Consider the following 25,980-nt stretch of genomic DNA (forward strand, 5'->3'; position numbering starts at 1 on the left):
GGTCGCATGAAAAAGAAGCTTCAGCCGCGCGCACGCGCCCCGGCATGGCGGGGCGCGGCGGCGGCGGGATCTGGTTCGGCTGCGCGGCCGGGGCCGGGGCCGGTGGCCACGGCATCGGCGGCGGGCGTGGCCGCGGCGCCGTCGGCAGGGGCGGCTAGCGGCTCGAGGGGGGCCGCTGGGGAAGAATCATGCGCTTGCGACGGCGCGGCGTCGTGATCGGCCGGGGGCTGGTTGGCCAACACCCGGTCGACCGGCGCCGGGTCGGCCGGCAGCGCGTCTTCGGCGGATTCGAACATCGCCAGCGCCCGCGCGCTGGCCAGGCGGCGCAACATGGGTGCCGGCAAGGCCTCCATGCTGGAGTAATCGTCGATGTAGGTATCGAGACCGTCCATCACGTTGTAGTGGGGGTCGGAGAACAGCTTTTTCAGCGCGGCGTTCTTTACATCGGGGGCCACCTGCCGCGCCACGAAAGGCGCGAAATCAGATTCCGGTGTCAGCGCGCGCACGTCGTCGAGCGTGAGGGGCGGCGGTTCGGCGGGCGCCTGCGCGGGGGGTGGCACGGTCTGGGCATCGGCGGGTCCGTCCGCCAGGGCAAGCGGCTGCGGTGCGCCGGACGGTGGCGCATCGTCGGGCGCCTGCCCGCCGCGCGCCTGCTCTTTGCGGCGGGACCAGCGGCGCAGGAAGCCATCGTGCCCGGGCGCCGTCATGATGTTCCTTCGCCGCCGAATTTCTTCAGGGTGGACACCGACGCCGGGTTGCCGAAGCGGTCTTGCAGCGATTGGAAGCTGGCCGGGCGCTTGCGCCGCTTGGGCTCGGGCACGTAGTGGGCGGCGATGAAGGCGTTGAGCCATTCCACGATGACGGGCGGCGCCGGCACCTGCTCGACGGTTTCCTGGGCATCGAGCCAGCGGCCGGCGTCGTGATAGCTGAGCGTGACAATAGCGGGCCGCGCCCGTGGTTCGCCGCCGTCTTCGGGCTCGTGCATGCGCCACAACACGAACCAGCACGGCGCCGGCGTGGTGGCATTGAGCACGTAGCCTTCGGCGTCGTCTTTGAACAGCCGCACGGTGTAGCCCGGGTGCAGCCAGCGTTCTTGCGAGTCGTCTTTATAGAGCAGGCGCTCGGCCGTGCCGAACGTGGCCTCGTTGGCGACCACGTCGTCGAGCACCCAGCGCCATTCCTGCCAGCGCCGCATCGGCCCGTTGATGCGTTCTTTGCGCATCACCACGGCCACGTCCAGGCTGATGGGCAGGGATTCGCTCATGGCAGACTGCCTAGGTTGTCCGGCTGATGGAAATGGCGGACAACTTGGCGGAGTGGTCTTTGGCCATGCCCGCCACCGATACCGCCACCTGGCGCGCCACCGCCTTGTACAGGCCGGCGACCTCGCCGTCGGGGTCGGCCACCACGGAAGGCTGGCCGCTGTCGGCCTGCAGGCGGATGTTGATGTCGAGCGGCAAGGCGCCCAGATAGGCCAGATTGAAGTCAGCCGCCATTTTCTTGCCTCCGCCCGCGCCGAATATGTGTTCGGCATGGCCACACTGGCTACAGACATGCACCGCCATGTTCTCGACCACGCCCAGGATCGGTACCCCGACTTTTTCGAACATTTTGACCCCCTTTCGGGCATCCAGCAAGGCGATGTCCTGGGGAGTGGTGACGATGACCGCGCCCGTGACGGGCACCTTCTGGCTGAGCGACAGGTGGATGTCGCCGGTGCCGGGCGGCATGTCGACCACCAGGTAGTCGAGGTCTTTCCAGTTGGTCTGGCGCAGCAGCTGTTCGAGCGCCTGCACCGCCATGGGACCGCGCCAGATCATGGCTTCGTCGGGATCGACCAGGAACCCGATGGACATGACCTGCACGCCGTAGTTTTCGAGCGGTTCCATGGTTTTGCCGTCGTCGCTTTGCGGGCGCGCGTCGATGCCCATCATGAGCGACTGGCTGGGGCCGTAGATGTCGGCATCGAGCAGGCCCACCCGCGCGCCCTCGGCGGCCAGCGCCAGCGCCAGGTTGACGGCGGTGGTGCTCTTGCCCACCCCGCCCTTGCCCGAGGCGACGGCGATGATGTTCTTGATGTTGGGCAGCAGTGCCACGCCGCGCTGCGCCGTGTGCGGCACGATGACCGTACGCAGGTTGACCGAGACATTGCCCACGCCGGGCACGCCGCGCGCGGCAGCGACCAGGGCGCTGCGCAGGGCCGGTATCTGGCTTTTGGCGGGGTAGCCGAGTTCGACGTCGAAGGCGACATCGGCGCCGTCGATCTGGAGATTCTTGACCGCCTTGGGGCTGGCCAGGGGCTTGCCCGTATTGGGATCGATGACGGCCTGCAAGGCCTGCAACAAAGGTTCGGAAGCGACCATGGGGTCTTGTGCGTGGAAGTCGGAGAAAAAGGAAGGCCGCCGCGGCGGCCGGCTCGATTCATCTTAGCAGAGCGCTTTGCGCTGCCGCATGGGGTGCATCATGCGCGCGCGAAACGCCCGTCGGGCTGGTCTATACTGGCCGCCACGCCGCGCGGTTGAACGCGGCTTTGCTATCGAATCCCATGATCGATAAAACCGACATTACGGGCCTGATTCTCGCGGGCGGGCGCGGCAGCCGCATGGGCGGTATCGACAAGGGCCTGCAGAACTACCAAGGCATGCCCATGGCCATGCACGCCTTGCTGCGGCTGGCGCCGCAAGTGGGGCAGGCCATGGTCAACGCCAACCGCAACCTGGGCGCCTACGAAGCCATGGGCGTGCCGGTGTGGCCCGACAACCTGCCCGACTTCGCCGGCCCCCTGGCCGGGCTGGCGGTGGGCCTGGAACGCTGCGAAACCCCCTACCTGGCCACGGTGCCCTGCGACTGCCCGCGCTTTCCGCTCGACCTGGTCGAGCGCCTGGCCGGCGAACTGGCCCGGCAAGACGCCGACATCGCCATGGCCGCCACGCTGCAAAACGGCCAGCTGCGCACCCAGCCGGTGTTCTGCCTGATGAAAACCTCGCTGCTGCCCAGCCTGCTGGCCTTCCTGCAAAGCGGGCAGCGCAAGATCGACGCCTGGACGGCCATGCACCGCTGCGTCGAGGTCCGCTTCGACGATGCCGCGGCCTTCGCTGGCGCGAACACGCTGGCCGAACTGCAACAACTGCCATGACCCGCCCCCTGCCCCCCAGCCTCGCTTCCATCGCCTCGTGCATCAGCGGCTACGATCCGGCCGCCCTCCCGGTGGCCCAGGCCCGCGCCTTCATCGACCAGTTGGTGCCGCGCGTGCGCGCCGCCGAAATGCTGCCGCTGCGTTCGGCCCTGGGCCGCGTGCTGGCCAGCGATGTCGTATCGCACCTGAACGTGCCCGCCCACGACAACTCCGCCATGGACGGCTACGCCTTCGCCGGGCGCGATCTGGCCGCCGACGCCGATACCGTGCTGCAGGTGGCCGGCAGCGGGCTGGCCGGCACCCCCTTCACAGGCCAGGCGGGCCCCGGACAGTGCGTACGCATCATGACCGGCGCGGTCATGCCCGACGGGCTGGATACGGTCATCCCGCAAGAATTCACCCGCCTCGACGGCGACCGCATCGTCATTCCGGCCGGCGCCGTGCGCGCTGGCGACAACCGCCGGTTGGCCGGCGAAGACCTGGCGGTAGGCGATGCGGCGCTTGCGGCCGGACGCATCCTGCGCCCCGCCGACATCGGCATGCTGGCCTCGCTGGGCCGGGCCGAAGTCCCGGTGTTGCGGCGTCTGCGGGTGGCGTTCTTTTCCACCGGCAACGAACTGCGCTCCATCGGCGAACCGCTCGACGAAGGCTGCGTGTACGACAGCAACCGCTACACCCTCTATTGCATGCTGCAGCGGCTGGGGGTGGATGTCATCGATCTGGGCGTGGTGCGCGACGACCCCCAGGCGCTGGCCGAGGCCTTCTCCACGGCGGCCGCCAATGCCGACGCGGTCATCACGTCGGGCGGGGTCAGCGTGGGCGAAGCCGACCACACCAAGACCGTCATGGCGCAGCTGGGCGACGTGCTGTTCTGGCGCATCGCCATGCGGCCGGGCCGTCCCATGGCCATCGGCCGCATCCACGCCGAACACGGCGATGCCATCCTGTTCGGGTTGCCCGGCAACCCGGTCGCCGTGATGGTCACGTTCTACGCGCTGGTGCGCGACGCCCTGCTCGCCATGGCCGGCGCCACGCAGCAGCCGCTGCCGCTGCTGCGTTGCGCCGCCACGCGCCCCATCCGCAAGAAGCCCGGCCGCACCGAATACCAGCGCGCCATCGTCAGCCCGGCGCCCGATGGCGGCTGGCAGGTTGACATTACCGGGTCGCAAGGCTCGGGCATCCTGCGCAGCATGAGCCAGGCCAACGGCCTGATGGTGCTCCACCACGACCAGGGCGATGTCGCAGCCGGGCAACTGGTCGACGTCCTGCCCTTCGAAGGCCTGATCTGAACCCCCGTCGCGAGTCCCGAATGACAAGAATCATAGGTTTTGCCGGCTGGAGCGGCGCGGGCAAGACCTCGCTGCTGACCAAGCTGATCCCCTGCCTGAAAGCACGCGGCTATTCCGTATCTACCCTCAAGCATGCCCACCACGAGTTCGACATCGACACGCCGGGCAAAGACTCCTACCGCCATCGCGAATCCGGCGCCACCGAAGTGCTGGTGGCTTCGTCGGCGCGCTGGGCGCTCATGCACGAACTGCGCGGCGCGGCCGAGCCCGAGCTGGGCGAGCTGCTGGGCGCCATGAGTCCGGTGGATTTCATCCTGGTCGAAGGCTTCAAGCGCAACGCGCACATCAAGATCGAAGTCCATCGGCAAGCCAACGGCAAGCCCTGGCTCTATCCTGACGACCCCAGCATCGGCGCCATTGCCAGCGATATCGTCCCCGACGGCGCGCCACTGCCGCGCGTGCTGCTCGATGACACCGACGCCGTGGCCGACCTGGTCGAGACCCTGGCCTGGCCCCTGGACGTCGCGGTGGCGCGCCTGGCGGAACCCGCCGGCAAGTAATATTCTGCCTGCCTGGCCGCTGAAACTGGCAGTAAAGTACCGGCTGCGACCACCGCCTTCAGCAAACAACCATCCGCGCAAGGAAGCACCTTGAATTTCATTTTCCGAGGCAACGAACTGCTGGTGCGCGAAGCAGGGCTGGACCTGCCCGACGCCGCCACCTGCTCCGTCCTGGGACTGCGGCCCGAGACCCTGCAGCAAGTATGGCTGGATAATCCGCAGATCCGCACCACCCACCTGCCCGCCACGGCCGAGGCGCCGCCGGGCTACGCCTTTCGCAAGCTGCGCGCGTTGATGGCCGACCTGGGCGACCGCGCCGCGCTGGCAAGCCGGGCCTTCCAGATTTCCGAGTGGGCCCGCACACATAAATACTGCGGCGTATGCACCACCCCCATGCAGCCTGTGGGCCATGAATTCTGCATGCGCTGCCCGGCCTGCGGCATGTCGGCCTACCCGCGCATCTCGCCGGCCATGATGGTGCTGGTGCGCAAGGGCGACAGCATTCTGCTGGCGCGCCACGCCACCTATGCCACGGCCCGCCACACCGCGCTGGCAGGCTTCGTCGAGGCTGGCGAAAGCATCGAAGATGCCATTCACCGGGAAGTCATGGAAGAAGTCGGCCTGCGGGTCGACAACCTGCGCTACTTCGGCAGCCAGTCGTGGCCGTTCCCGCATTCACTGATGATCGCCTTCACCGCCGAATATTCCGGCGGCGAATTACGCCTGCAAGCCGACGAAATCGCCGAAGCGCGGTGGTACGGCCCCGGCGATGCCCTGCCCGAGATCCCCATGCGCGAATCCATCGCGGGCAGCCTGGTGCGCGCCAATCTGCCAGCCGGCATCCGTTCCTGACCTCGCCCGCGCCGCGGCCGGCGCCTGGCGCCGGCCCGGACGAACTCTATGCGACATTCGACTCTACTGTTCATTATCGCGGCCTATGTGCTGCTGACCGCCAGCCGCCTGGCGCTGGCCGCCTGGCAATGGCGACGCGTGCAGAATGCCGGCGGCCTGAAGCCCATCCTGCTGGGCGGGCTGCGCATCGACACCCACCAGATCGCCGTGCTGGCGGCCTGGCCCGCCGTGCTGTCTCCGTGGCTGGGGCACTTGCCAGGCGCCGCCACGGTCACCGGTATCTGGCTGCTGGTGTGCTGGGTGCTGCTGGGTTTCATGGAAGTGGCCACCCCGGCCTTCATCATCGAATACGACACCCGGCCAAACCGCCTGTTCGTCGAATACCTGAAGCACCCGCGCGAAGTCTCCGGCATGCTGTGGCGGGGCTACAAGGCGGAGCTGGCCGGCGCGCTGGTGGCTGTGGTGGTGCTGGTGGCCGTCGGCCATGCGCTCTTCAGCAACGCCGAACCGGGCGCGCGCTGGAATTGGTGGCAAATGGCCCTGGGCAGCCTGGCCATACTGGCGGTGGTGATCCTGGCCATACGCGGCACGCTGGGGCATCGCCCCATCAACCCGTCCACGGTGGCCTACAGCAACGACGGCATGCTGAATACGCTGGCGCTGAACTCGCTGTACAACGTGCTGTACGCGATCTACAGCATGAAGTACGAGAAATCCGCCGCCGCCGTCTACGGCCGCCTGCCGGAGCAGCGCATGCATGAAGTCGTGCTGTCGTGCGCGGGCCTTCCCAGCCCGCCGGCCGTGGCCACGCACCCCAGCGTGCACCGCCAGGAACCCACGCGCACCCGCGAGCGCCCCGCCAAGATCGTGATCGTTCTGCAGGAAAGCCTGGGCGCGCAATACAGCGCCGCGCTGGGCGGCGCCAACCTGACACCGAACCTGGATGCGCTGGCGCGCGAGGGCTGGGCGTTCACGCGCGCGTACGCCACCGGCACGCGCTCGGTGCGCGGCCTGGAGGCCGTGACGGCGGGCTTCCTGCCCACGCCCGCCCAGGCAGTGCTGAAGCTGCCGGCCGCGCAGCGCGGCTTCTTCACGCTGGCCGACGTGCTGGGCCGCCACGGCTACCACTCGCGTTTCATTTACGGCGGCGAATCGCACTTCGACAACATGAAGGCGTTCTTCCTGGGCAATGGCTTCGACGAGATCGTCGACCGCCCCGATTTCACCAACCCGGCCTTCGTGGGCACCTGGGGCGCGTCAGACGAAGACATGTACACACAGCTGGACGCCCGCCTGCGCGCCGACGGCGACCAGCCGTCGTTCACCCTGGCTTTCACCGTATCGAACCACTCGCCATGGGAATACCCGGCCGGACGCATCGCGGTAGACGGCGACCCCGCCACGGTCGACAACACGGTGCGCTATGCGGACTGGGCACTGGGCCAGTTTTTCGAACGCGCGCGCCAGGCCCCCTACTGGGACGACACCGTGTTCCTGATCGTGGCCGACCACGATTCGCGCGTGTTCGGCGACACACTGGTGCCGGTGCGCCATTTCCACATACCGGCGGTCATATTGGGCGGCGGCATCGAGGCGCGGCGCGACGACAGCATCATCAGCCAGATCGACCTGCCCCCCACCCTGTTGTCGCTGGCCGGCGTGGCGTGCACGCACCCCATGGTGGGCCGCGACCTGACCCGCGCCGCGCCCAACCGCGCCATCATGCAGTACGAGAACCACTACGGCTACCTGAAAGGCGACGACCTGCTGGTGCTGCTGCCCGGCAAGGCGCCGGTGCAGTTCCGCTACGCCATGCCTGAAACCTTCGAGCCCGCCCCCACGGATGCGGCGTTGGCCGAAGAAGCCCTGGCCCACGCGCTATGGCCCAGTTGGGCGTACCGGGAAGAGCGCTACTGCGTGCCGCGCGACACGCAACCGGCGTAGCGGCGCCCCCTGCTTGCAACCTGCCGCGCCCGGCGGGCTGCAAGCGCATGACGCCCCCGGCCATCGCAGTCAGTGCTTGATGGTGGTGCGCACCACGCAAAAAAGCCGGCACCGCTTGCGCGATACCGGCCTATGCAGTGGCGTGGGAAGCGCCACCAGGGAATTCGACCAAATCAATGGTCGGGGCGAGAGGATTCGAACCTCCGACTCCTGCGTCCCGAACGCAGTACTCTACCAGGCTGAGCTACGCCCCGGCTTTACCCTCGGTTTTCACCATGGGTTTTCAACAACCGCTTTCACCGGTCTCGATTGACCGCGAAAGCGCAGAATTCTAGCAGGGATTTCTGATAAACGGAAATGGGAAGGCCGGCAAGCGCCTGGCGGGCGGCGTCGGCTTCGGCCAGGGCCGCCTGGCGGGCATGCTCGAGCGCGTCGGTGGCCTGAATAGCCTGGGCCACGGCGGCAAAATCGGCGTCGCCCGTCTTGATGGCATTGCGGATCAGTTCGCGCTGTTGCGGCGCGCCGGTTTCCATGACGCGGATCAGCGGCAGCGTTGGCTTGCCTTCGCGCAGGTCGTCGCCCACGTTCTTGCCCAGGGCCTGGGCGTCGCCGCTGTAGTCGAGCACGTCGTCGACCAATTGGAACGCCGTGCCGATGTGCCGGCCGTAGGCGGCGGCGGCTTCTTCCTGCTCGGGCGATGCGCCGGCCAGCACCGCGCCCACCTGGGCGGCGGCCTCGAACAGCTTGGCGGTCTTGTAGCGCACCACCTGCAGGTAGCGCGCCTGGGAAACATCGGGATCGTGCACGTTCAGCAGCTGCAGCACCTCGCCCTCGGCGATGATGGTGGTGGCTTCGGACAGGATCTGCATGATGCGCATCGACCCGGCCTCGACCATCATTTCGAACGAGCGCGAATACAGGTAGTCGCCCACCAGCACGCTGGCGGCGTTGCCGAACATGGCGTTGGCTGTTTCACGGCCGCGGCGCAGGTCGGACTCGTCGACCACGTCGTCGTGCAACAGGGTAGCCGTGTGGATGAACTCGACCACGGCGGCCAGCAGGCGGTGGTGCTCGCCCTGGTAGCCCAGCGCGCGCGCCATCATCAGCACCATGGCCGGCCGCATGCGTTTGCCGCCGGCGCCGATGATGTAATCGGCGATCGTCCGGATGAGTACGACTTCCGAATCGAGGCGTCCGCGGATAACCGCGTCGACGGCCTTCATGTCATCGGCAATGGGGGCGATCAGCTCAGGGAGATTCAAGACGTATCCGGCACATTACAAGTCGAGCCGACCCGTGGCTCGGTGGTCCACCGGCGCGGGCCTGCCGCGCCGGAACCCGGGGTCTGGCGAATTATACGGGTATGCGTCCCCGCTCGCGGCGCCGGTGGCCGCGCCCGCGGCGCTACAGGCCGCGTTTGCGCAAGCTTGCGTAAAGCGCACGCACGCCGAAGGTCCAGGGCGCGATGCCATTGCACAGGCCCACACGGTTGACCAGCGCCCCCAGGCGCGGCGTGGCAATACGCACCACGTCGCCCTGGCGATGCGTGAACCCGCTGCCCTGCCCGGCGCGGTCTTGCGTGGGCGAGAACATGGTGCCCAGGAACAGCATGAAGCCGTCGGGATACTGGTGGAATTCACTGGCCTGACGCACCAGGTCGAGCGGATCGCGGCTGATTTCGCGCATATGGCTGACGCCATCCAGCACAAAGCCGTCTTCGCCCTCGATGCGCAGCGACACGTCGTCCTGGCGCATGTCGTCAAGCGTGTAGTGCTCGTCGAACAGGCGCACGAACGGGCCGATGGCGCACGAACCATTGTTGTCTTTGGCCTTGGTCAGCAACAGCGCGCTGCGGCCTTCCACGTCGCGCAGGTTGACGTCGTTGCCCAGCGTGGCGCCCACGGCCTGGCCGCGGCTGTCGACCGCCAGCACCACTTCTGGCTCGGGGTTGTTCCATTCCGACTGCGGCAGCAGCCCCACCCAGGCGCCGGTGCCCACCGAGGCCATCGGCGGCGCCTTCGAAAACACCTCGGCGTCGGGGCCGATGCCCACCTCCAGGTACTGCGACCACTGTCCGCGCGCCTGCAGTTCGGCCTTCAGGGCCATGGCCTGCGGCGAACCCGGCCGTAGTTGCGACAAATCGGAACCGATCAGCGCGTGAATGCGCGCGCGCACCACTTCGGCCTGGCTGGCGTCGCCGCCCGCCTGCTCTTCGATCAGGCGCTCCAGCAGGCTGACCGCGAAGGTGACGCCGGCGGCCTTGACCGGCTGCAGGTCGCACGGGGCCAGCAGCACCGGCCCCGCGGTGGCGTCGCCCGCCAGGCTGCGCGCCAGCAGCTCGGCTACCGGCCCCAGGTCTTCGCCCTGGCCCTCGCGCACGATGGCCAGCCGGTCGGGGCGGTCGAGCAAGTCGGCCAGGGTGGGCGCCAAGGGGGTCAAGTCCACGACCCGGCCCTGCCGCACGGCCACCACACTGGGGCCGTCGATCGGGGCGGGGCGCCAGACGCGGCCCACCAACAGGGCGCGGTCGAGGTCTACGGGCAAGTCGTTCAAGGGGGTCATGCGCGGGCTCCGGTTGCAGGGGCAAAGGGCGGCCCCGTCTTAGCTACCCAAGTCTAGGGAAGACGCCCGGACGATGTCCAATATAATGTTTTTTAATCCAATATATTGGACAACCATGCCCGCTCCCGACTACGACGTACCGGCCATCCGGCGCGCTCATGACATTCTGCGCGTGCTGGCCAGCCAGCGCGCCCCCCTGCGCGCGACCGACCTGGCACGCGCCTGTGCCATGCCTCGCAGTTCGCTGTACCTGCTGCTGGACACGCTGGTGCGGCGGCGCTGGATCGACCGCGCCGGCGATGGCTACGTCATCGGCCTGGAACTGATGGCGCTGGGCGCGGCCTACCTGCGGCACGACGGGCTACAAGCGGCCTTTCGCGCGGCCGCCAGCGAGTTCGTCGAGCGCCACAATGAAGTCATGCAACTGGCGGCGCTGGACGGCGCCGAGGTCGTCTACCTGGCCCGCGAAGACGCACGCCGGCCGGTGCGGCTGGTGTCCGAACTGGGCTCGCGCCTGCCCGCGCATGCCTGCGCGCTGGGCAAGGCGCTGCTGGCCGGGTTGCCCGAGCCGGTGCTGGCCGAGACGCTGCCGCCGGTGCTGGTGCAGGTCAGCGAGCGCACCCAGACCGACCGCGCCGCCCTGCTGCGCGAGCTGGCCCAGGCGCGGGCCGAAGGCCTGGCGCAAGAACACGAAGAAGTGGCCGCGGGCCTGCACTGCTACGCCGCGTATGTGGGCGAAACCGCCCTGGGCAAGCGGGTGGCGGTTAGCACGTCGATTCCTGGCGACCGCCTCGACGCGGTCCACGTGCAGGCCGTGGCGCAGGGCGTGCGGCGCGCGGCGCGGGCCATCGCCGCACGCGTGGCGTTGGCGCCGCAAGCCTGCTAAGCGCCCGGCCCGTAAGGGGTTTTTGACTTTTCCACAGGCACAGGCTAGAATCTTTGGTTCGGTCAATGCCGAATCTGCTGCGCGCGCAGCCGGCAGATGATTTTGCAGTACCAAACCTGTAATACGAAACCTGTATTACGAAACCCTAAGGAATACCCCATGTACGCGGTCGTAAAAACCGGTGGCAAGCAGTATCGCGTTGCCGCTGGCGAAAAACTCAAGGTAGAACAGATACCTGCTGACATTGGGCAAGAAATCACCCTGGACCAGGTCCTGTCGGTGGGCGAAGGCGACCAACTGAAAGTTGGCACCCCGCTCGTCGCCGGCGCCGTGGTCAAGGCGACGGTTCTTGCGCATGGCCGGCACGACAAGGTCAAGATCTTCAAGATGCGCCGTCGCAAGCACTACCAGAAGCATCAGGGCCACCGTCAGAACTACACCGAAATCCGCATCGAAGCCATCACGGCTTGATGACCCGGACCGGTATTGATTAGCAGGAGCTATCAACATGGCACAGAAGAAGGGCGGCGGCTCTACGCGTAACGGTCGCGACTCAGAATCGAAGCGACTGGGCGTCAAGGTTTTTGGCGGCCAACAAATCCCGGCTGGCTCGATCATCGTGCGCCAGCGCGGTACCCGTTTCCACCCCGGCACCAACGTCGGCATCGGCAAGGATCACACCTTGTTCGCGCTGATCGACGGCAAGGTTCAATTCGGCTTCAAGGGCGCGTTGAACAAGCAGGTCGTGTCGGTCGTGGCCGCAGAGTAACGGCACTCCGTTACCCGCACGGCAAAAGCCCTGTCGCATGCGGCAGGGCTTTTTTGCTTCAGGATTACTTATGAAATTCGTAGACGAAGCCACCATCGAAGTCATCGCCGGCAAAGGCGGCAATGGCGTGGCGAGCTTTCGCCGCGAAAAATTCATCCCCAAGGGTGGCCCCGACGGCGGCGACGGTGGGCGCGGCGGCAGTATCTACGCCGTGGCCGACCGCAATATCAATACGCTGATCGATTTCCGCTACGCCCGCCTGCACCGGGCCAAGAACGGCGAAAACGGCCGCGGCTCCGATCAATACGGCGCGGCGGCCCCCGACATCACCCTGCGCGTGCCGGTGGGCACCGTCGTGCACGACGCCGACACCGGCGAACTGCTGTTCGACCTGAACCGCCACGGCGAGAAAGTCACGCTGGCCGCCGGCGGCCAGGGCGGCATGGGCAACCTGCATTTCAAGTCCAGCACCAACCGCGCGCCGCGCCAATGGACGCCCGGCAAAGAAGGCGAGCAGCGCCGCCTGCGGCTCGAGCTGAAAGTGCTTGCCGACGTCGGCCTGCTGGGCCTGCCCAATGCCGGCAAGTCCACCCTGATCAGCCGCATTTCCAATGCGCGCCCCAAGGTGGCCGACTACCCGTTCACGACGCTGCACCCCAACCTGGGTGTGGTGCGCACCTCGGCCTCACGCAGCTTCGTGGTGGCCGACATTCCGGGCCTGATCGAAGGCGCATCCGAAGGCGCCGGCCTGGGCCACCTGTTCCTGCGCCACCTGGCCCGCACCCGTGTGCTGCTGCACCTGGTCGATATTTCTTCGCCCGATCCCGACACCGATCCCATCGAACAGGCCGTGGCCGATGCGCGCGCCATCGTCGAAGAACTGCGCCGCTACGACCCCGAACTGGCCGACAAGCCCCGCTGGCTGGTGCTGAACAAGCTGGATATGGTGGCCGATCCGGACGCCGCGCGGCAGCGTTTCGTCGAGCAGTTCAGCTGGCAAGGCCCGGTGTTCGTCATATCGGGCCTGAACGGCGACGGCACCCAGGAACTGATCTGGGCGCTGCAAGACTACCTGGACGCCGAACAGCGCAAGGCCAACCTGGCGCAGGACCAGGCCGACGGCACCTACGTGGCCGAAGACCCGCGCTTCGACGCCACGCGCAGCGATGCGGCCCCGCCCGGGGCGCCGCGTGGCGGTGACGAATAAGCCATAATCGCATTCTCGTCCCCGCCGCGCCGCGGCTTTTTATTACCGCAACACCCCGGTCATCGCCATGACTGCCGACACTACCGCTGTTTCCGTCGTTGCCTCCGCCACCCGGCTGGTGGCCAAGGTTGGATCGTCCCTGGTCACCAATGAAGGGCGCGGCCTGGACCGCGCCGCCGTGGCGCACTGGGCGGCCCAGATCGCCGCCTTGCGCCAGCAAGGCAAGCAAGTGGTGCTGGTGTCCAGCGGCGCCATCGCCGAGGGCATGGCGCGCCTGGGCTGGCGCAAGCGGCCATCCGTCATGCATGAACTGCAGGCCGCTGCCGCCGTGGGCCAGATGGGGTTGTGTCAGGCTTATGAGGCCGCGTTCGCCGAGCACGGCCTGCGCACCGCGCAGATCCTGCTCACTCACGAAGACCTGGCCGACCGGCACCGCTACCTGAATGCGCGCAGCACGCTGTTTGCGCTGATGCGCCTGGGCGTGGTGCCCATCGTCAATGAAAACGACACGGTGGTCACCGATGAAATCCGCCTGGGCGACAACGACACCCTGGGCGCGCTGGTTACCAACCTTATCGAGGCCGACGCGCTGGTCATCCTGACCGACCAGCGCGGCCTGTACGATTCCGACCCGCGCAAGAACCCGGACGCGGTGTTCGTGGCGCATGCGCAAGCGGGCGACCCGGAGCTGGAAGCCATGGCCGGCGGCGCCGGCTCGGGCATTGGCACCGGCGGCATGCTGACCAAGATTCTGGCGGCCAAGCGGGCCGCGCACAGCGGCGCGCATACGGTAATTGCCTCGGGCCGCGAACGCAACGTGCTGACCCGCCTGGCGCAAGGCGAGTGCATCGGCACGGAACTGCGGGCCGTGCTGCCGGTGTGGTCGGCGCGCAAGCAATGGCTGGCCGATCATCTGCGCCTGCGCGGCCGGGTGGTGCTGGACGCCGGCGCGGTGCGCGCCCTGCTGCACGAAGGCAAGAGCCTGCTGCCGATTGGCGTGATCGACGTGCAGGGCGAGTTCGAGCGCGGCGACGTGGTGGCCTGCATCGACCCGCAGGGCGCTGAATGCGCCCGTGGCCTGATCAACTATTCGTCTGCCGACACGCGGCGCATCTTGCGCCAGCCGTCGTCGCAAATCGCGCGCATTCTGGGCAGCATGACCGACCCCGAACTGATGCACCGCGACAACCTGGTGGTGATCTAGCGCCCCGCCTGCGCCCAGTCTTTGGCGTGAACCAGCCCTAGGGCATGCCGCCCGGCCAGTCGGCAGCCATAGCCGCGGCGGCGTCGACGTGGCCGGTGGCGCTGTCGGCCAGGAAGATATAGCCCCACTGCCGCACCGCCAACAATGGCAGTTCAATTCCCAAGCGCTGCGCCTTGCTGCGCAGCCGCGACACCATGACGTCGACGCTGCGCACCGAATGCGACCCGCGCGCGTTGCGCGAGGCCGCCAGTTGCTCGCGCGGCAGCCGATGGCCCGGCGCGCCAAGCAGGCGCAGGAAGAATGCGCTTTCGGTAAAGGTAAGCGGCAGGCGCTGGCCGCGCGGCCCGGCAAGCACCCGGCCGCCGCTGATCAGGTGCCAGCCGGGCGTAACCGGCGCCGCAGGCCTGACGTCGTCGCGGCGCGGCTGTGCCAGCGCGCGCCCCAGCGCGGCCAGCTCGCGCAGGTCGATCTGCAGGGGGCAGGCGACGTCGGCGCCGGCCCCAAGCGCCAGCACGCGGGCCTCGAGCTCGGTATCGTCGGCCAGCACGATCAGGGCCGCGCGAGGCGCGGTAAAGCGCGCAATGCCGGCCAGGGTGCACAGCATCTGGGCGGGCCCTTCCAGCATCATGACTTGTGGCGGGCGGGCGTCGACCAGGTTGCCCAGGCCGCCGACGGCGGAACATTCGCGCACCGACCAACCCATGGCGGCCAGCGCGCTGGACAGATGCGGGCGGCGCGGCACGCCGCCCTGGATGACGATGGCTTCGATAGCCGCTTGCATGGATTCTCCGCGCGAAAATTACAAAAGTAATAATTATGATCGCCAAAGTAATCTTGCTGCACGGTTCAATCGACCGGTGAAAACATTTTCGGACCGATTGAAGCACGCCCGGACACTGCGCCGCCATACGCAGAAGTCGCTGGCGCGCGCCTGCGGACTATCGCAAAGCACGGTTTCCGGCTATGAAAGCGGTTCGCGCCGCTCCAGCCGTTCGCTGCGCAAGATCGCGCAGGTGCTGCGGGTCGAGCTGGATTGGCTGGATACCGGCAAGGGTCCGATGGAAAAGCGCGAGGCGCATTCGCCGGGCGCCGGCGACGCCTACACGCTGATGGACCCCGGCGCTGCCGGCGATAAATCCGTGCCCCAGACATCCTGGCCGTTTCCCAGCGTGCCGCCCATGCAGATCAATGCCCTGACGGCCGCTGACCGGCGCGAGCTCGACAAATGGCTGCGCCTGATCATGGACGGCTATCTGCAGGCCTACAGCGAGGGCAAAGGGCGCAAGCGTCGCGGCTGAGCCGGGCCTGCAATGCAGCATGGCGCCCGCGGGCGCCATGCAAAGGGTCACGCGAGGTTGTGTTGCGTCTTACTGGGCCTTGGGCACCTGGGATGCCGGCGCGGTGGGCGAAGCCGGCGACGGCGGCGTGGCGCTGCCGCCATTGGCGCCGTTGGCAGCGGGCTGATCGCCGCGGATCTTGGCGGCGATTTCGGAAGCCGCCTGGGCCGACGACACGCTGAAGGCCAGCACGCCGCGGTTGAGCGGCTCGGCAATGCGCGGGGCGGCAACCAGTTCGCGATCGATCACCAGGGCCAGCATGTTGCCGATGTTCTGGCTGCTGACGTCGTTCAGCTTGCGGGCGCCCTCTTCAGTGAAGCGCAGGCCCACGAAGTTCTGCCCCTTGCGATCGACCAGGGCGGCCGCTTCGGTGAGGTCGCCGCGGGTCAGTACGGGCTGGCGCTGCATGAACAGCGAGCCATCGGGGATCTTGACTTCCATCAGGCCGGGGCCGGCCTGCGCCTGGGCCACATAGAATTCGACCACGGCGGCCGTGGCCGGCTGGGCGGCCTGGGGCTGCTGGGCCGCCGCGCCGGCGTCTTTCTGGGGGGCGGTTTGGCAGCCCGCGAGCACGAGCGTGAGGACTGCGAGAGCCGGGGCCAGTTTACGTAGGGAGGGTTGCATATCGGATTCCTTCTTCAATGACTGGGGGGCGGCATGCCAGGCTACGTGCATCCCGGCGTTACAAAAAAGTGTACAGGCCTGAGGCGTCGACCGATAGTCCCCAACGTATGCAGATGTAAAGCGTTAATACGGCCTATACTGCGGGTTCACGCAGGGGTACTCGCCGGCCAGGCCGGCGTGTTGAGAGAGTCCCTTCGTACCAGTACGGATAATGCCGATGCTGGGAGCGTATTCCGCGCCGCCCGCCAAGGCCAGCTTGCCTGCACGGCCGGAATTCATCCCGATTCGGCTCCAAATTCATCATTGGAGCTTTCCATGAACGCCAATCCGAAGTTCCTTGCCGCCACGGCCGAAGTCGACGCCGCCGCGGTCGCGCCGCTGCCCAAGTCCCGCAAAGTGTATGAAACCGGCTCCCGCCCGGACATTCGCGTGCCGTTTCGCGAGATCTCGCAAGACGACACGCCGACCATGTTCGGCGGCGAGCGCAATCCACCCCTGACGGTGTACGACACCAGCGGCCCCTACACCGACCCCGACGTGCGCATCGACATCCGCCAAGGGCTGCCGGCGTTGCGCAAGGCCTGGATCGAAGAGCGCGGCGACACCGAACTGCTGGCCGGCCCCACCAGCGAATACGGCAAGTCGCGCCTGACCGACCCCAAGCTGACGGCCATGCGCTTTGACCTGCAGCGCCCGCCGCGCCGCGCCAAGGCGGGCGCAAACGTGTCGCAGATGCACTATGCGCGCCGCGGCATCGTCACGCCCGAAATGGAATTCGTGGCCATTCGCGAGAACCTGCGCCGCGAACAGTACCTGGAAACCCTGCGCGCCAGCGGCCCGGACGGCGAAAAGCTGGCCCGCCGCCTGCAGCGCCAGCATCCGGGGCAATCGTTCGGCGCGGCCATCCCCACCATCATCACGCCGGAATTCGTGCGCGACGAAGTGGCGCGCGGCCGTGCCATCATTCCGGCCAACATCAATCACCCCGAAGTCGAGCCGATGGCCATTGGCCGCAACTTCCTGGTGAAGATCAACGCCAATATCGGCAATTCGGCGGTCAGCTCGGGCATCGGCGAAGAAGTCGAGAAAATGACCTGGGCGATCCGCTGGGGCGGCGACACGGTCATGGACCTGTCTACCGGCAAGCATATCCACGAGACTCGCGAGTGGATCGTGCGCAATTCGCCCGTGCCCATCGGCACGGTGCCGATCTACCAGGCGCTGGAGAAGGTGGACGGCAAGGCCGAGGAGCTGACCTGGGAGATTTTCCGCGACACGCTCATCGAGCAGGCCGAGCAAGGCGTGGACTATTTCACGATTCATGCAGGCGTGCGCCTGCCGTTCATTCCCATGACGGCCGACCGCATGACCGGCATTGTGTCGCGCGGCGGCTCGATCATGGCCAAGTGGTGCCTGGCACACCATAAAGAAAGCTTCCTGTACGAGCGTTTCGAAGAAATCTGCGAAATCATGAAGGCCTACGACGTCAGTTTCTCGCTGGGCGACGGCCTGCGTCCGGGATCGGGCTACGACGCCAACGACGAAGCACAATTCGCCGAGCTGAAAACCCTGGGCGAGCTGACGCAGGTGGCGTGGAAGCACGACGTGCAAGTCATGATCGAAGGGCCGGGCCACGTGCCCATGCAGATGATCAAGGAAAACATGGAGCTGCAGCTGGAACACTGCCACGAGGCGCCGTTCTACACTCTGGGACCCCTGACCACGGACATTGCTCCCGGCTACGACCACATCACTTCTGGCATTGGCGCGGCGCTGATCGGCTGGTACGGCACGGCCATGCTCTGTTACGTGACGCCCAAGGAACACCTGGGGCTGCCCAACAAGAAAGATGTGAAGGACGGCATCATCACGTACAAGATCGCCGCCCACGCGGCCGACCTGGCCAAGGGGCACCCCGGCGCGGCGATTCGCGACAACGCGCTGTCGAAGGCGCGCTTCGAATTCCGCTGGGACGACCAGTTCAACCTGGGCCTGGACCCGGACACCGCCAAGGAGTTCCACGACGAGACCTTGCCGAAGGACTCGATGAAAGTGGCACACTTCTGCTCGATGTGCGGGCCGCATTTCTGCAGCATGAAGATCACGCAGGACGTGCGGGATTATGCGGCGTCGCAGGGCGTGGCTGAGCAAGAGGCGCTACAGAAGGGAATGCAGGAGAAGGCTGTGGAGTTTGTGAAGAAGGGGGCGGAGATTTACCACCAGACTTGAGGGTGGGTTTCTTCTGGCGTCGAGGCCGCGCCCCGGATCGGGGGCGGGCTTCACGGGGCCAGTCGGCCGCCTTCGCGGCCGACACCGCGTCGTCAACCTCGTCGCTACGCTTTTTCGGTTTCCCTCGCTTGGCCCCGAGGCGCCCGCCCCCCGATCCCGGGCACGGCCTCGACTTGCAGTAGCTGTCCCTTTCCGGTCCGTTGGGACGAATCGTGTTCTTTTGCTTCGTGGGAGTCACCGCGCTGGGAAAAAAAGATCGTGCAGGGCCGCCAAGGCGCGCCGCCCTGCGCGGCGCCCCTTGGCATTCGGATGGCAGCAGGTTGACGGGTGGCGCGAATAGGACGGGCACCCGTCAATGGCACGTTTGACAGGTGTCTGGCGACTGAACCACATGCCAGGTGTCTGACTTTCAAACCACATGACAGGTGTCAGGCTTTCAAATCACATGCCAAGTGTCTGGCTTTCAAACCACATGACAGGTGTCAGGCTCCCGCAGGGTGCCTGACACCGTATTGTTGAGACAGTCATTGCACACATCGGTGTCAGGCACCCTTCGGGAGCCTGACACCTGGCAGACACTAAACAAGCGCGCCCCCAAACGACCTCCGCAAACCACGGCCGAATGCGCGGGCAAGCCGCGCGGGGCGGCTTGCCCGCGCGGCTTGTGCATTCTTCCTCTTTTCGATACCGCGGCCACGAAGCAAAAGAACCCCGGCCACCCCAGCCATGCCGCGAGCAAGCGCTACAGCGAGTCGTTGCGGCGGGCGGGGAGTGGGTGGGGCGCCTCGGGGGCGAGCGAGGGAAACCGAAGGAGCGCAGCGACGAGGTTGACGAAGCGGTGTCTGGCGCGGAGGCGCCAGACCGACCCCGTGAAGCCCCACCCACTCCCCGCCCGCCGCAACGACTCCACCCGCAACGACGCCACCAGCAACTGCGCCACCAGCAACGCCCCCGCCGGCAACAAAGCCACCAGCAACCACATCACTAGCAACAACGCCACGAGCACCGCCGGCGCCCCCCGTCAATCACGCCGCCGTATACGCCGTCTTCACGCTGGTATAGAACTCCGCCGCATAGCGGCCCTGTTCACGCGACCCGTAGCTCGAACCCTTACGTCCGCCAAACGGCACATGGTAATCAACACCCGCGGTGGGGCAGTTCACCATCACCATGCCGGCTTGCGAATCGCGCTTGAACTGCGTGGCGTACTTCAGCGACGTGGTGCAGATACCCGACGACAGTCCGAACTCGGTGTCGTTGGCCAGCTCCAGCGCATGTTCGAACGAATCGGCCGGGATCACGGCGGCCACCGGGCCGAAGATTTCCTCGCGGCTGATGCGCAGGTCGTTGCTGCAATCGACGAACAGCGCCGGCGTCATGTAGAAGCCCTCGGTGGCGCGCTTGACGCGTTCGCCGCCATAGGCCAGCTTGGCGCCTTCTTCGCGGCCGATGCTGACGTACTGTTCGTTCTGCGCCAGCTGGCTTTCATCGACCACCGGACCGATATCGGTGCCGGCCAGCAGGGCGTCGTCCACCTTCAGGCTTTTCAGGCGCTCTTGCATGGCGGCGACAAAGCGCGGATAGATACCCTTTTGCACGATCAGGCGGCTCGAAGCCGTGCAGCGCTGCCCGGTGGAGAAGAACGCGCCATTGATGCAGCTTTCCACAGCCACGTTCAGATCGGCGTCGTCCAGCACCACCATGGGGTTCTTGCCACCCATTTCCAGTTGCACCTTGGCCAGGCGCGTCATGGCGGCCTGCGCCACGCGGCGGCCGGTGGCGACCGAGCCCGTGAAGCTGATGGCGTCGACCCGCTTGTCGTCCAGGATGGTCTGGCCCACGATGCCGCCGCGGCCCATGACCAGGTTGAACACGCCCGCAGGCAGTCCGGCGCGGCTGAGGATCTCGGCCAGCGCCCAGGCGCTGCCCGGCACCAGATCGGCGGGCTTGAACACCACCGTATTGCCGTAAGCCAGCGCCGGCGCGATTTTCCAGGCGGGGATCGCGATGGGGAAATTCCAGGGCGCGATGATGCCCACCACGCCGACCGGCTCGCGGGTGACGTCGGCTTCGACGCCCGGACGCGTCATGGGCAGCTTCTCGCCCTGGATGCGCAGCGCTTCGCCCGCGAAGAACTTGAAGATGTAGCCGGCGCGGCTGGCCTCGCCGATGCCTTCGGGCAGGGTCTTGCCTTCTTCGCGCGACAGCAGGCGGCCCAGCTCTTCTTTGCGCGCCAGGATCTCGGTGCCCACGGCGTCCAGGATGTCGGCGCGGCGCTGGCCCGTGGTGCGGGCCCAGTCGTACGCGGCGGCGCGCGCGGCCGCGATGGCCTGGCTGGTCTGGGCGGCGTCGGCCTGGGCATATTCGCCAACGATGTCGGCCAGATTCGACGGATTGATGTTGTTGCGCGTGTCAACGCCGTCGACCCAGGCTCCGTTTATGTAATTCGCATGCATGTGTCTCTTCCCGTAGGGTGGATGAATGAAATGCCGCGACGCCGCGGCATCGGCAAGCCAGCCCTGGAAACGGCGGCCTGCCGGCGTGCGGCGTGGCGGCGCAAAACTACAACAGCTTGCCAGGGTTCAAGATGCCGGCAGGATCGAGCAGGCGCTTGATGTCGCGCATCAGCCGCAGCTCCAGCGGATCTTTGCTGTGCAAGAAATGGTCGCGCTTCAACTGGCCAATGCCATGCTCGGCGCTGATACTGCCGCCATAGCGATTGACCTCGTCCAGCACGATGTCGGTAATGTCTGCGCCATGCTGCGCCGCCCATTCGCGCGGCGCGCCCGCCGGGCGCGACAGGTTGTAGTGTAGATTGCCGTCGCCGAAATGGCCGAAAATGAATGGCCGGATGTCGGCGTGTACTTCGCGCAGCCGCTGTTCGGCCGACTGCATGAAATCGGGAATGCGCTCGATGGGCAGGGAAATATCGTGCTTCAGGTGCGGGCCGTCGGCGCGCTGGGCTTCCGAGATTTCCTCGCGCAGCTTCCACAGGGCCTGCAACTGCGCCAGCGACGCCGATACGGCCGCATCCAGGCACAGTTCGCGCTCGAGCGCGGCACCCATCACATTTTCCAGCAGGGTATTCAGGGCGGCTTCGTCGGCCGTGTCGGCCAGTTCCATCAGCACATAGCCTGGGTAGCGCTGGGCGAAAGGCTCTTGCACGCCCTGCGCATGCGCCAGCACCAGGTCGACGCACTGGCCGGTAAAGAATTCGTAGGCCTGCAGGCGCGAGCCACATTGCTCGTAGACCAGCTCGAACAGCTGCAAGGCCTGTGCGGGCGATTGCACCGCCGCCAGCACCACCGAGCGCACGCTGGTGCGCGGAAACAAGCGCAGCGCCACCGCCGTGATCACGCCCAGGGTGCCTTCGGCGCCGATCAGCAGCTGCTTCAGGTCGTAGCCGGTATTGTCTTTGCGCAGCGTGCGCAGCCCGTTGAAGATTTCGCCGGTGGGCAACACTGCCTCTAGGCCCAGCACCAGTTCGCGCGTCATGCCGTAGCGCACCACATTGACGCCGCCTGCGTTGGTGGATACGTTGCCGCCGATCTGGCACGAGTCTTCAGCGGCCAGGCTGAGCGGCAACAGGCGTCCGGCCTCGTCGGCGGCGCGGCGCAGGTTGCCCAGGATGCAGCCGGCTTCGGCCACCATGGTGTTGGCGACCGTGTCGATCGCGCGCACGGCGTTCATGCGGTCCAGCGCCAGCACCACATTGGCCGGCTGAGTGTCGGGCGTGGCGCCGCCGCACATGCCGGTATTGCCGCCGCGCGGCACCACCGGCACGCCGGCCTGCTGGCACAGCGCCAGGCACTGCGCGACGTCTTCGGTACGGCGCGGCCGCACCACCGCCTGGGCGCGGCCGTTGTACAGGCCGCGCCAGTCGGACAGCCAGGGCGCGATGTCGTCGGGCGCGGTCAAGACGGTATCGGGGCCCAGCGCCTGCACCAGGCGCTGGGCGAAATCGGGTGCATTCATGGCGTAGTCGACTCGGATTCGAAAGAGGGAAAATCCAGCTTCAGCCGCTCTGCCGCGCGCCGCAGGTGCAACACGGCGGCCGTGCGGGCGCGCTGGGAGTCGCGGGCGGCAATGGCTTCGTACAGAGCGACGTGCTCGCGGTGCACGTCGCCGACCAGTTCCGCCTGGGTCTGCTGCGTGTTTTCACGCGCGATGCGCACCGCGGCGCGCACCTGCAGGTTCAGGTACTGCAGCAATTGCTGGTAATAGGTGTTGTGCGTGGCCACCGCAATGGCGGCATGAAAGCCGATGTCTTGCTCGACGCCGTCTTCATCGGCATGGCGCAGGTGGTTTTCCATCTGCTCCAGGCAGGCGGCCATCTTGGCCAGGTCGCCGTCGCTGCGGCGCATGGCCGCCAGGGCCGCGGCCCCGCCTTCCAGTTCCATGCGCAGTTCATACACGCTGGCCAGCTGGGCGCGGTCCAGCGCCACGCCGCCCCCGGGCACCTGGAACCCCCGGCTGGCGGTGCGCGACACCACCGTGCAGCCGGCGCCCTGACGGCTTTCTACCAGCCCCTGGGCGCGCAGGCGCTCGGTGGCCTCGCGGATGACCGCCGCGCTGACGCCATACAACTGCGCCAGCGCCTTGCCGGTAGGCAGCTTGCCGCCCACCGGGTACACGCCGGCCGCGATGTCGGACGCCAGCTTGCCGGCGACCTGCCCGGTAAGCGTGAGGGATTTGGTGAGCATCCCGGCATTGTACGAGAGTTTTCAGGTTATATGAAAACTTTCATGGCGAACCGATGCTCGCGCCGGACGTCCCCTAGGCCAGCAGCGCCAGAGCCTGGGCCAGCGAAAGGACGGTCGTGCGCGTGTCGAATGCCGTCGCGAAAAGATGATCGTGCACGATCGGGTCTGGGTCGTAGCAGCAATCCTTGACGGTGTAGAGCCGGAAATCCGCGTCGCTGGCATGCGCGACCGACGACAGCACCACTCCGGTCGAGGCAATGCCCGCCATGATCAGGGTATCGATTCCCCGCGCGGACAATCGCGGCGCCAGGTCGGTACCGAAGAACACACTGGCCCGATGCGCCACGATGACCGGCTCGTCGGCCCGCCTGCCGAGTTCCGGCGACACTTGGTCATTGATGAAAAGGCCCAGCTGCTTCATGCCCTGGCCGTTCTTGTTGCGCGGACTGACTTCCGGATAGCCGGCGCTGAAGTGGATCTGGGCGAAATAGACGGCGACGCCCTTGCCACGCGCCGCGTCGCACAGCTGCCGGGTATGGGCGAGCAATGCGGGGGCGACCGACGGGAAGAGGCCCAGGATGTCGGTTTGATAATGCATGACCAGCAAGGCGGTCTGACTCGGGACGATGGCTGGGAGTTGCATGCTGGAACCTTGCGCCGTAGCGGCGCTGTAACGGCGCGTGGAGACATTGCGGGCGATGCGGCGAGCGCAGTAATTGACTCTATCACGCGCGCTTGGTCGCGGCACCGCGCTTAGTTTGTCGGACCAAGGTGCGGCCGGGGCGCCACCGCAATCAGATTAGCGAGGGTCTTTTATGAAAGAATGTGCCATGAATACGTCCTTCGCCCCGATACCCATGTTTTCCCACATCTTCATCGGCATCACCGACTTCGACCGCGCCCTGCACTTCTATGAGCGCCTGTTCAAGATTCTGGGCCTGGAACCACGCTTTTTCGACGCCAGCATCCCCTGGGCGGGCTGGCAGTCTCCGGGGGCCGATCGCCCGTTGTTCGCGATTGCCAAGCCGTTCAATGGCGCCCCGCACGAACCCGGCAACGGCCAAATGACAGCCTTTCTGGCCGCAACCCGCGAGCAGGTTCGCCAGGCGCATGCCGCCGCGCTACAGGAGGGCGGCACGTGCGAAGGAGAACCCGGCCTGCGCCCGCAATACCACCCGCATTATTACGGGGCCTATTTCCGCGATCCGGACGGCAATAAATTGTGCGTGGTCTGCCACCAGCCTGAATAGGCAAGCGCGGTCACTTGCCCTGCGCGCCCAAGCTGCGCAGATACGCGCAGAACATGTCGGACATGGCCTGGGCGTAGGCGTCGATTTCCTGCCCGGTACGGGGGCTTTCCGAGAACTGCTTGCCCGCGGCGCTCAGTACGGTGGTTATGAGATTACCCGCCGTCGCGCGTTCGGCTTCCGGCGCGCCGGGCAGCGCCAGCCGCATGAAGGCCTGTATGGTGCGATGGCCTTCTGCCTTGGCTTCGCGCGCCTGAGGCGCATCGCGATAAAGTGGCGCGGCATCGTTAAGGGCCACGCGCATGGCGGCCTCGTCGCATTCCGAGCGTATGAAGGCGCGCACCAGCGCGCGCACCCGCTCCAGCGGCGTGCGGCGTGTGTCTTCGAGAATGTCGCGCAACAGGTCCGAGGTCTGCCGCCATTCATCGCTCTGCAAGCGGAACAGAATCGCGGCCTTGTTCGGAAAGTACTGGTACAGCGAGCCGATGCTCACGCCGGCCGCCTCGGCCACGCGCGCCGTGGTGAAGCGCTGCGCCCCCTCTTTGGCCAAAACCTGAGCCGCCGCCTGCAAAATGGCGGCGACCAGGCCTGCCGAGCGAGCCTGTTTGGGCTGTTTGCGCGAGGAAATCTGCGGACTGGGGCGAGGCGCCATGGCGGAGGGCTGGAATGCGAATAGAAAACCTGAATATTTAGTCGCATTATAGAGGCACCCATTCATCAGTTACAGGATTGCCTCATGACCCTCCTTTCCCACCCCATTGTCGCCACGCTGCTGGACCGCCTGTACGGCGAAGCCGACGCGTTAATGCCCGCCACCCGCGCGGTTTTCGCGGGAGTGCCCGAAGCAGAACAAGACCGTCTGATGCGCAGCAAGGCCGATTACCGCGACCTTTATGGACGCCTGAAAGACATGCCGCTACCCGTGTCGCGCGAGACGGGCGCCCTGCTCTACATGCTGGCGCGAGGCAGCCGGGCGCAAACCATCGTGGAATTCGGCACCTCGTTCGGACTGTCGACGCTGCACCTGGCCGCCGCCCTGCGCGACAACGGCGGCGGCCGCCTGATCACCAGCGAATTCGAAGCCACGAAAGTGGCGCGCGCCCAGGCCAACCTGGCGGCCGCCGGGCTGGCCGATCTGGTGGAGTTCCGCGAGGGCGATGCATTGCAAACCCTGCGAGCGGACCTGCCGCCCGTCATCGACCTGGTGCTGCTGGACGGCGCCAAGGGACTTTATGCCGATGTGCTGGACCTGCTGGAAAGCCGACTGCGGCCCGGGGCGTATGTCGTGGCGGACAACGCCGATTACAGCCCCGATTATCTGGCGCGCGTCCGGTCGCCCGAGCGGGGTTACTTGTCAGTGCCGTTCGGCGGCGACGTCGAGTTGTCGATGCGCCTGGGCTGATTGCCGGCAAGCGCGGCGACGGGCAGCCG

At 66.8% G+C, this 25,980-nt stretch carries 26 protein-coding genes and 1 tRNA gene; 14 read left to right on the forward strand and 13 right to left on the reverse strand.

All coding sequences use genetic code 11. The features are described 5' to 3' along the window. Window positions 1-20 precede the first annotated feature (20 nt). The 3 genes from BPET_RS23615 to apbC are packed head-to-tail and all read right to left on the reverse strand — an operon-like array spanning window position 21 to window position 2,363. Window positions 21-707, reverse strand: a complete 687-nt coding sequence (locus BPET_RS23615; protein ID WP_012251491.1) for a DUF3306 domain-containing protein — start codon at window positions 705-707, stop codon at window positions 21-23. Continuing rightward, window positions 704-1,264, reverse strand: a complete 561-nt coding sequence (locus BPET_RS23620; protein ID WP_041863235.1) for a DUF3305 domain-containing protein — start codon at window positions 1,262-1,264, stop codon at window positions 704-706. Before BPET_RS23620 ends, BPET_RS23615 begins: the two co-directional genes overlap by 4 nt. Window positions 1,265-1,274: 10 nt before the next feature. Next, on the reverse strand, window positions 1,275-2,363 hold the full coding sequence (gene apbC / locus BPET_RS23625) for an iron-sulfur cluster carrier protein ApbC (protein ID WP_012251493.1): 1,089 nt from the start codon (window positions 2,361-2,363) through the stop codon (window positions 1,275-1,277). 182 nt (window positions 2,364-2,545) lie between these two features. Here apbC and mobA point away from each other — a divergent pair, with 182 nt between their 5' ends. The 5 genes from mobA (at window position 2,546) to BPET_RS23650 (ending at window position 7,781) form a co-directional block, all read left to right on the forward strand. Next, window positions 2,546-3,136, forward strand: coding sequence for a molybdenum cofactor guanylyltransferase MobA (mobA, locus tag BPET_RS23630; protein WP_012251494.1), 591 nt, complete (start codon window positions 2,546-2,548; stop codon window positions 3,134-3,136). After that, entirely contained in the window at window positions 3,133-4,425 is a 1,293-nt protein-coding gene (gene moeA, locus BPET_RS23635; RefSeq protein ID WP_012251495.1) for a molybdopterin molybdotransferase MoeA, read from the forward strand. Before mobA ends, moeA begins: the two co-directional genes overlap by 4 nt. Before the next feature lie 20 nt (window positions 4,426-4,445). After that, complete coding sequence (mobB, locus tag BPET_RS23640) at window positions 4,446-4,985, forward strand: molybdopterin-guanine dinucleotide biosynthesis protein B (protein ID WP_012251496.1); 540 nt, start codon at window positions 4,446-4,448, stop codon at window positions 4,983-4,985. 90 nt (window positions 4,986-5,075) lie between these two features. Further along, on the forward strand, window positions 5,076-5,837 hold the full coding sequence (gene nudC, locus BPET_RS23645; protein WP_041863236.1) for an NAD(+) diphosphatase: 762 nt from the start codon (window positions 5,076-5,078) through the stop codon (window positions 5,835-5,837). Between the two features lie 48 nt (window positions 5,838-5,885). Continuing rightward, on the forward strand, window positions 5,886-7,781 hold the full coding sequence (locus tag BPET_RS23650; protein ID WP_012251498.1) for an LTA synthase family protein: 1,896 nt from the start codon (window positions 5,886-5,888) through the stop codon (window positions 7,779-7,781). Between the two features lie 177 nt (window positions 7,782-7,958). On the opposite strand, the gene BPET_RS23655 is transcribed toward BPET_RS23650, so the two are convergent. The 3 genes from BPET_RS23655 to BPET_RS23665 form a co-directional block, all read right to left on the reverse strand. Continuing rightward, window positions 7,959-8,035, reverse strand: a tRNA-Pro gene (locus BPET_RS23655). Window positions 8,036-8,077: 42 nt separating this feature from the next. Further along, window positions 8,078-9,043 carry a polyprenyl synthetase family protein gene (locus BPET_RS23660; protein ID WP_041863237.1) on the reverse strand — a complete coding sequence of 322 codons (966 nt, stop codon included), beginning with the start codon at window positions 9,041-9,043 and terminating at the stop codon, window positions 8,078-8,080. Window positions 9,044-9,185: 142 nt separating this feature from the next. Then, window positions 9,186-10,343: a fumarylacetoacetate hydrolase family protein gene (locus BPET_RS23665; RefSeq protein WP_012251500.1), complete on the reverse strand. Its 1,158-nt coding sequence runs from the start codon at window positions 10,341-10,343 to the stop codon at window positions 9,186-9,188. Window positions 10,344-10,458: 115 nt separating this feature from the next. On the opposite strand from BPET_RS23665, the gene BPET_RS23670 reads away from it, so the two are divergent. The 5 genes from BPET_RS23670 (at window position 10,459) to proB (ending at window position 14,409) form a co-directional block, all read left to right on the forward strand. Continuing rightward, window positions 10,459-11,229, forward strand: a complete 771-nt coding sequence (locus BPET_RS23670) for an IclR family transcriptional regulator (RefSeq protein ID WP_041863238.1) — start codon at window positions 10,459-10,461, stop codon at window positions 11,227-11,229. Between the two features lie 159 nt (window positions 11,230-11,388). After that, complete coding sequence (rplU, locus tag BPET_RS23675; protein ID WP_012251502.1) at window positions 11,389-11,700, forward strand: 50S ribosomal protein L21; 312 nt, start codon at window positions 11,389-11,391, stop codon at window positions 11,698-11,700. Between the two features lie 37 nt (window positions 11,701-11,737). Then, window positions 11,738-11,998, forward strand: a complete 261-nt coding sequence (rpmA, locus tag BPET_RS23680) for a 50S ribosomal protein L27 (protein ID WP_012251503.1) — start codon at window positions 11,738-11,740, stop codon at window positions 11,996-11,998. A gap of 70 nt (window positions 11,999-12,068) precedes the next feature. Continuing rightward, a complete protein-coding gene (obgE, locus tag BPET_RS23685) occupies window positions 12,069-13,205 on the forward strand; it encodes a GTPase ObgE (protein ID WP_012251504.1) in 1,137 nt (378 codons plus the stop codon). Between the two features lie 67 nt (window positions 13,206-13,272). Then, window positions 13,273-14,409, forward strand: coding sequence for a glutamate 5-kinase (gene proB, locus BPET_RS23690; protein ID WP_012251505.1), 1,137 nt, complete (start codon window positions 13,273-13,275; stop codon window positions 14,407-14,409). Window positions 14,410-14,446: 37 nt separating this feature from the next. Here proB and BPET_RS25615 read toward each other — a convergent pair whose 3' ends face one another. Further along, the gene (locus BPET_RS25615) at window positions 14,447-15,190 is read right to left on the reverse strand and encodes a response regulator transcription factor (RefSeq protein ID WP_012251506.1); all 744 of its coding nucleotides are present in this window, start codon (window positions 15,188-15,190) and stop codon (window positions 14,447-14,449) included. A 76-nt stretch (window positions 15,191-15,266) separates the two neighbouring features. On the opposite strand from BPET_RS25615, the gene BPET_RS23700 reads away from it, so the two are divergent. Continuing rightward, window positions 15,267-15,707: a helix-turn-helix domain-containing protein gene (locus BPET_RS23700; RefSeq protein WP_012251507.1), complete on the forward strand. Its 441-nt coding sequence runs from the start codon at window positions 15,267-15,269 to the stop codon at window positions 15,705-15,707. Window positions 15,708-15,776: 69 nt separating this feature from the next. Here BPET_RS23700 and BPET_RS23705 read toward each other — a convergent pair whose 3' ends face one another. Next, window positions 15,777-16,370, reverse strand: a complete 594-nt coding sequence (locus tag BPET_RS23705; protein ID WP_012251508.1) for a SecDF P1 head subdomain-containing protein — start codon at window positions 16,368-16,370, stop codon at window positions 15,777-15,779. 315 nt (window positions 16,371-16,685) lie between these two features. On the opposite strand from BPET_RS23705, the gene thiC reads away from it, so the two are divergent. After that, window positions 16,686-18,599, forward strand: coding sequence for a phosphomethylpyrimidine synthase ThiC (gene thiC, locus BPET_RS23710; protein WP_012251509.1), 1,914 nt, complete (start codon window positions 16,686-16,688; stop codon window positions 18,597-18,599). A gap of 1,025 nt (window positions 18,600-19,624) precedes the next feature. On the opposite strand, the gene BPET_RS23720 is transcribed toward thiC, so the two are convergent. The 4 genes from BPET_RS23720 to BPET_RS23735 all read right to left on the reverse strand — a co-directional run bounded on the left by BPET_RS23720 (window position 19,625) and on the right by BPET_RS23735 (window position 23,945). Next, on the reverse strand, window positions 19,625-21,055 hold the full coding sequence (locus BPET_RS23720) for an aldehyde dehydrogenase family protein (protein ID WP_012251510.1): 1,431 nt from the start codon (window positions 21,053-21,055) through the stop codon (window positions 19,625-19,627). 106 nt (window positions 21,056-21,161) lie between these two features. After that, entirely contained in the window at window positions 21,162-22,574 is a 1,413-nt protein-coding gene (locus BPET_RS23725) for an FAD-binding oxidoreductase (RefSeq protein WP_012251511.1), read from the reverse strand. Next, on the reverse strand, window positions 22,571-23,302 hold the full coding sequence (locus BPET_RS23730; RefSeq protein ID WP_012251512.1) for a FadR/GntR family transcriptional regulator: 732 nt from the start codon (window positions 23,300-23,302) through the stop codon (window positions 22,571-22,573). Before BPET_RS23730 ends, BPET_RS23725 begins: the two co-directional genes overlap by 4 nt. 73 nt (window positions 23,303-23,375) lie before the next feature. Beyond that, window positions 23,376-23,945 (reverse strand): isochorismatase family cysteine hydrolase, encoded by a 570-nt coding sequence (locus BPET_RS23735; protein WP_012251513.1) that lies wholly within the window; start codon window positions 23,943-23,945, stop codon window positions 23,376-23,378. A 214-nt stretch (window positions 23,946-24,159) separates the two neighbouring features. Between BPET_RS23735 and BPET_RS23740 the strand changes: the two genes are divergently transcribed. Then, entirely contained in the window at window positions 24,160-24,552 is a 393-nt protein-coding gene (locus BPET_RS23740) for a VOC family protein (RefSeq protein WP_041863240.1), read from the forward strand. Between the two features lie 10 nt (window positions 24,553-24,562). Here the strand turns inward: BPET_RS23740 and BPET_RS23745 are convergent, their stop codons facing one another. Next, the gene (locus BPET_RS23745; RefSeq protein ID WP_041863241.1) at window positions 24,563-25,201 is read right to left on the reverse strand and encodes a TetR family transcriptional regulator; all 639 of its coding nucleotides are present in this window, start codon (window positions 25,199-25,201) and stop codon (window positions 24,563-24,565) included. 84 nt (window positions 25,202-25,285) lie between these two features. On the opposite strand from BPET_RS23745, the gene BPET_RS23750 reads away from it, so the two are divergent. After that, window positions 25,286-25,951: an O-methyltransferase gene (locus tag BPET_RS23750; RefSeq protein ID WP_012251516.1), complete on the forward strand. Its 666-nt coding sequence runs from the start codon at window positions 25,286-25,288 to the stop codon at window positions 25,949-25,951. Window positions 25,952-25,980 lie beyond the last annotated feature (29 nt).

It is taken from the genome of Bordetella petrii (assembly GCF_000067205.1).
GTDB classification, from domain to species: Bacteria; Pseudomonadota; Gammaproteobacteria; order Burkholderiales; family Burkholderiaceae_B; genus Bordetella_A; species Bordetella_A petrii.

Bases quoted from the DNA above. Each gene is read 5' to 3' on its own strand.
- proB (WP_012251505.1), top strand. From the start codon at position 13,273: ATGACTGCCGACACTACCGCTGTTTCCGTCGTTGCCTCCGCCACCCGG.
- moeA (WP_012251495.1), top strand. From the start codon at position 3,133: ATGACCCGCCCCCTGCCCCCCAGCCTCGCTTCCATCGCCTCGTGCATC.
- obgE (WP_012251504.1), top strand. From the start codon at position 12,069: ATGAAATTCGTAGACGAAGCCACCATCGAAGTCATCGCCGGCAAAGGC.
- BPET_RS23720 (WP_012251510.1), bottom strand. From the start codon at position 21,055: ATGCATGCGAATTACATAAACGGAGCCTGGGTCGACGGCGTTGACACG.
- BPET_RS23665 (WP_012251500.1), bottom strand. From the start codon at position 10,343: ATGACCCCCTTGAACGACTTGCCCGTAGACCTCGACCGCGCCCTGTTG.
- apbC (WP_012251493.1), bottom strand. From the start codon at position 2,363: ATGGTCGCTTCCGAACCTTTGTTGCAGGCCTTGCAGGCCGTCATCGAT.
- rplU (WP_012251502.1), top strand. From the start codon at position 11,389: ATGTACGCGGTCGTAAAAACCGGTGGCAAGCAGTATCGCGTTGCCGCT.
- BPET_RS23745 (WP_041863241.1), bottom strand. From the start codon at position 25,201: ATGGCGCCTCGCCCCAGTCCGCAGATTTCCTCGCGCAAACAGCCCAAA.
- BPET_RS25615 (WP_012251506.1), bottom strand. From the start codon at position 15,190: ATGCAAGCGGCTATCGAAGCCATCGTCATCCAGGGCGGCGTGCCGCGC.
- BPET_RS23735 (WP_012251513.1), bottom strand. From the start codon at position 23,945: ATGCAACTCCCAGCCATCGTCCCGAGTCAGACCGCCTTGCTGGTCATG.
- BPET_RS23740 (WP_041863240.1), top strand. From the start codon at position 24,160: ATGTTTTCCCACATCTTCATCGGCATCACCGACTTCGACCGCGCCCTG.
- rpmA (WP_012251503.1), top strand. From the start codon at position 11,738: ATGGCACAGAAGAAGGGCGGCGGCTCTACGCGTAACGGTCGCGACTCA.
- mobB (WP_012251496.1), top strand. From the start codon at position 4,446: ATGACAAGAATCATAGGTTTTGCCGGCTGGAGCGGCGCGGGCAAGACC.
- BPET_RS23750 (WP_012251516.1), top strand. From the start codon at position 25,286: ATGACCCTCCTTTCCCACCCCATTGTCGCCACGCTGCTGGACCGCCTG.
- mobA (WP_012251494.1), top strand. From the start codon at position 2,546: ATGATCGATAAAACCGACATTACGGGCCTGATTCTCGCGGGCGGGCGC.
- BPET_RS23705 (WP_012251508.1), bottom strand. From the start codon at position 16,370: ATGCAACCCTCCCTACGTAAACTGGCCCCGGCTCTCGCAGTCCTCACG.
- BPET_RS23725 (WP_012251511.1), bottom strand. From the start codon at position 22,574: ATGAATGCACCCGATTTCGCCCAGCGCCTGGTGCAGGCGCTGGGCCCC.
- BPET_RS23730 (WP_012251512.1), bottom strand. From the start codon at position 23,302: ATGCTCACCAAATCCCTCACGCTTACCGGGCAGGTCGCCGGCAAGCTG.
- BPET_RS23620 (WP_041863235.1), bottom strand. From the start codon at position 1,264: ATGAGCGAATCCCTGCCCATCAGCCTGGACGTGGCCGTGGTGATGCGC.
- BPET_RS23615 (WP_012251491.1), bottom strand. From the start codon at position 707: ATGACGGCGCCCGGGCACGATGGCTTCCTGCGCCGCTGGTCCCGCCGC.
- BPET_RS23670 (WP_041863238.1), top strand. From the start codon at position 10,459: ATGCCCGCTCCCGACTACGACGTACCGGCCATCCGGCGCGCTCATGAC.
- BPET_RS23650 (WP_012251498.1), top strand. From the start codon at position 5,886: ATGCGACATTCGACTCTACTGTTCATTATCGCGGCCTATGTGCTGCTG.
- thiC (WP_012251509.1), top strand. From the start codon at position 16,686: ATGAACGCCAATCCGAAGTTCCTTGCCGCCACGGCCGAAGTCGACGCC.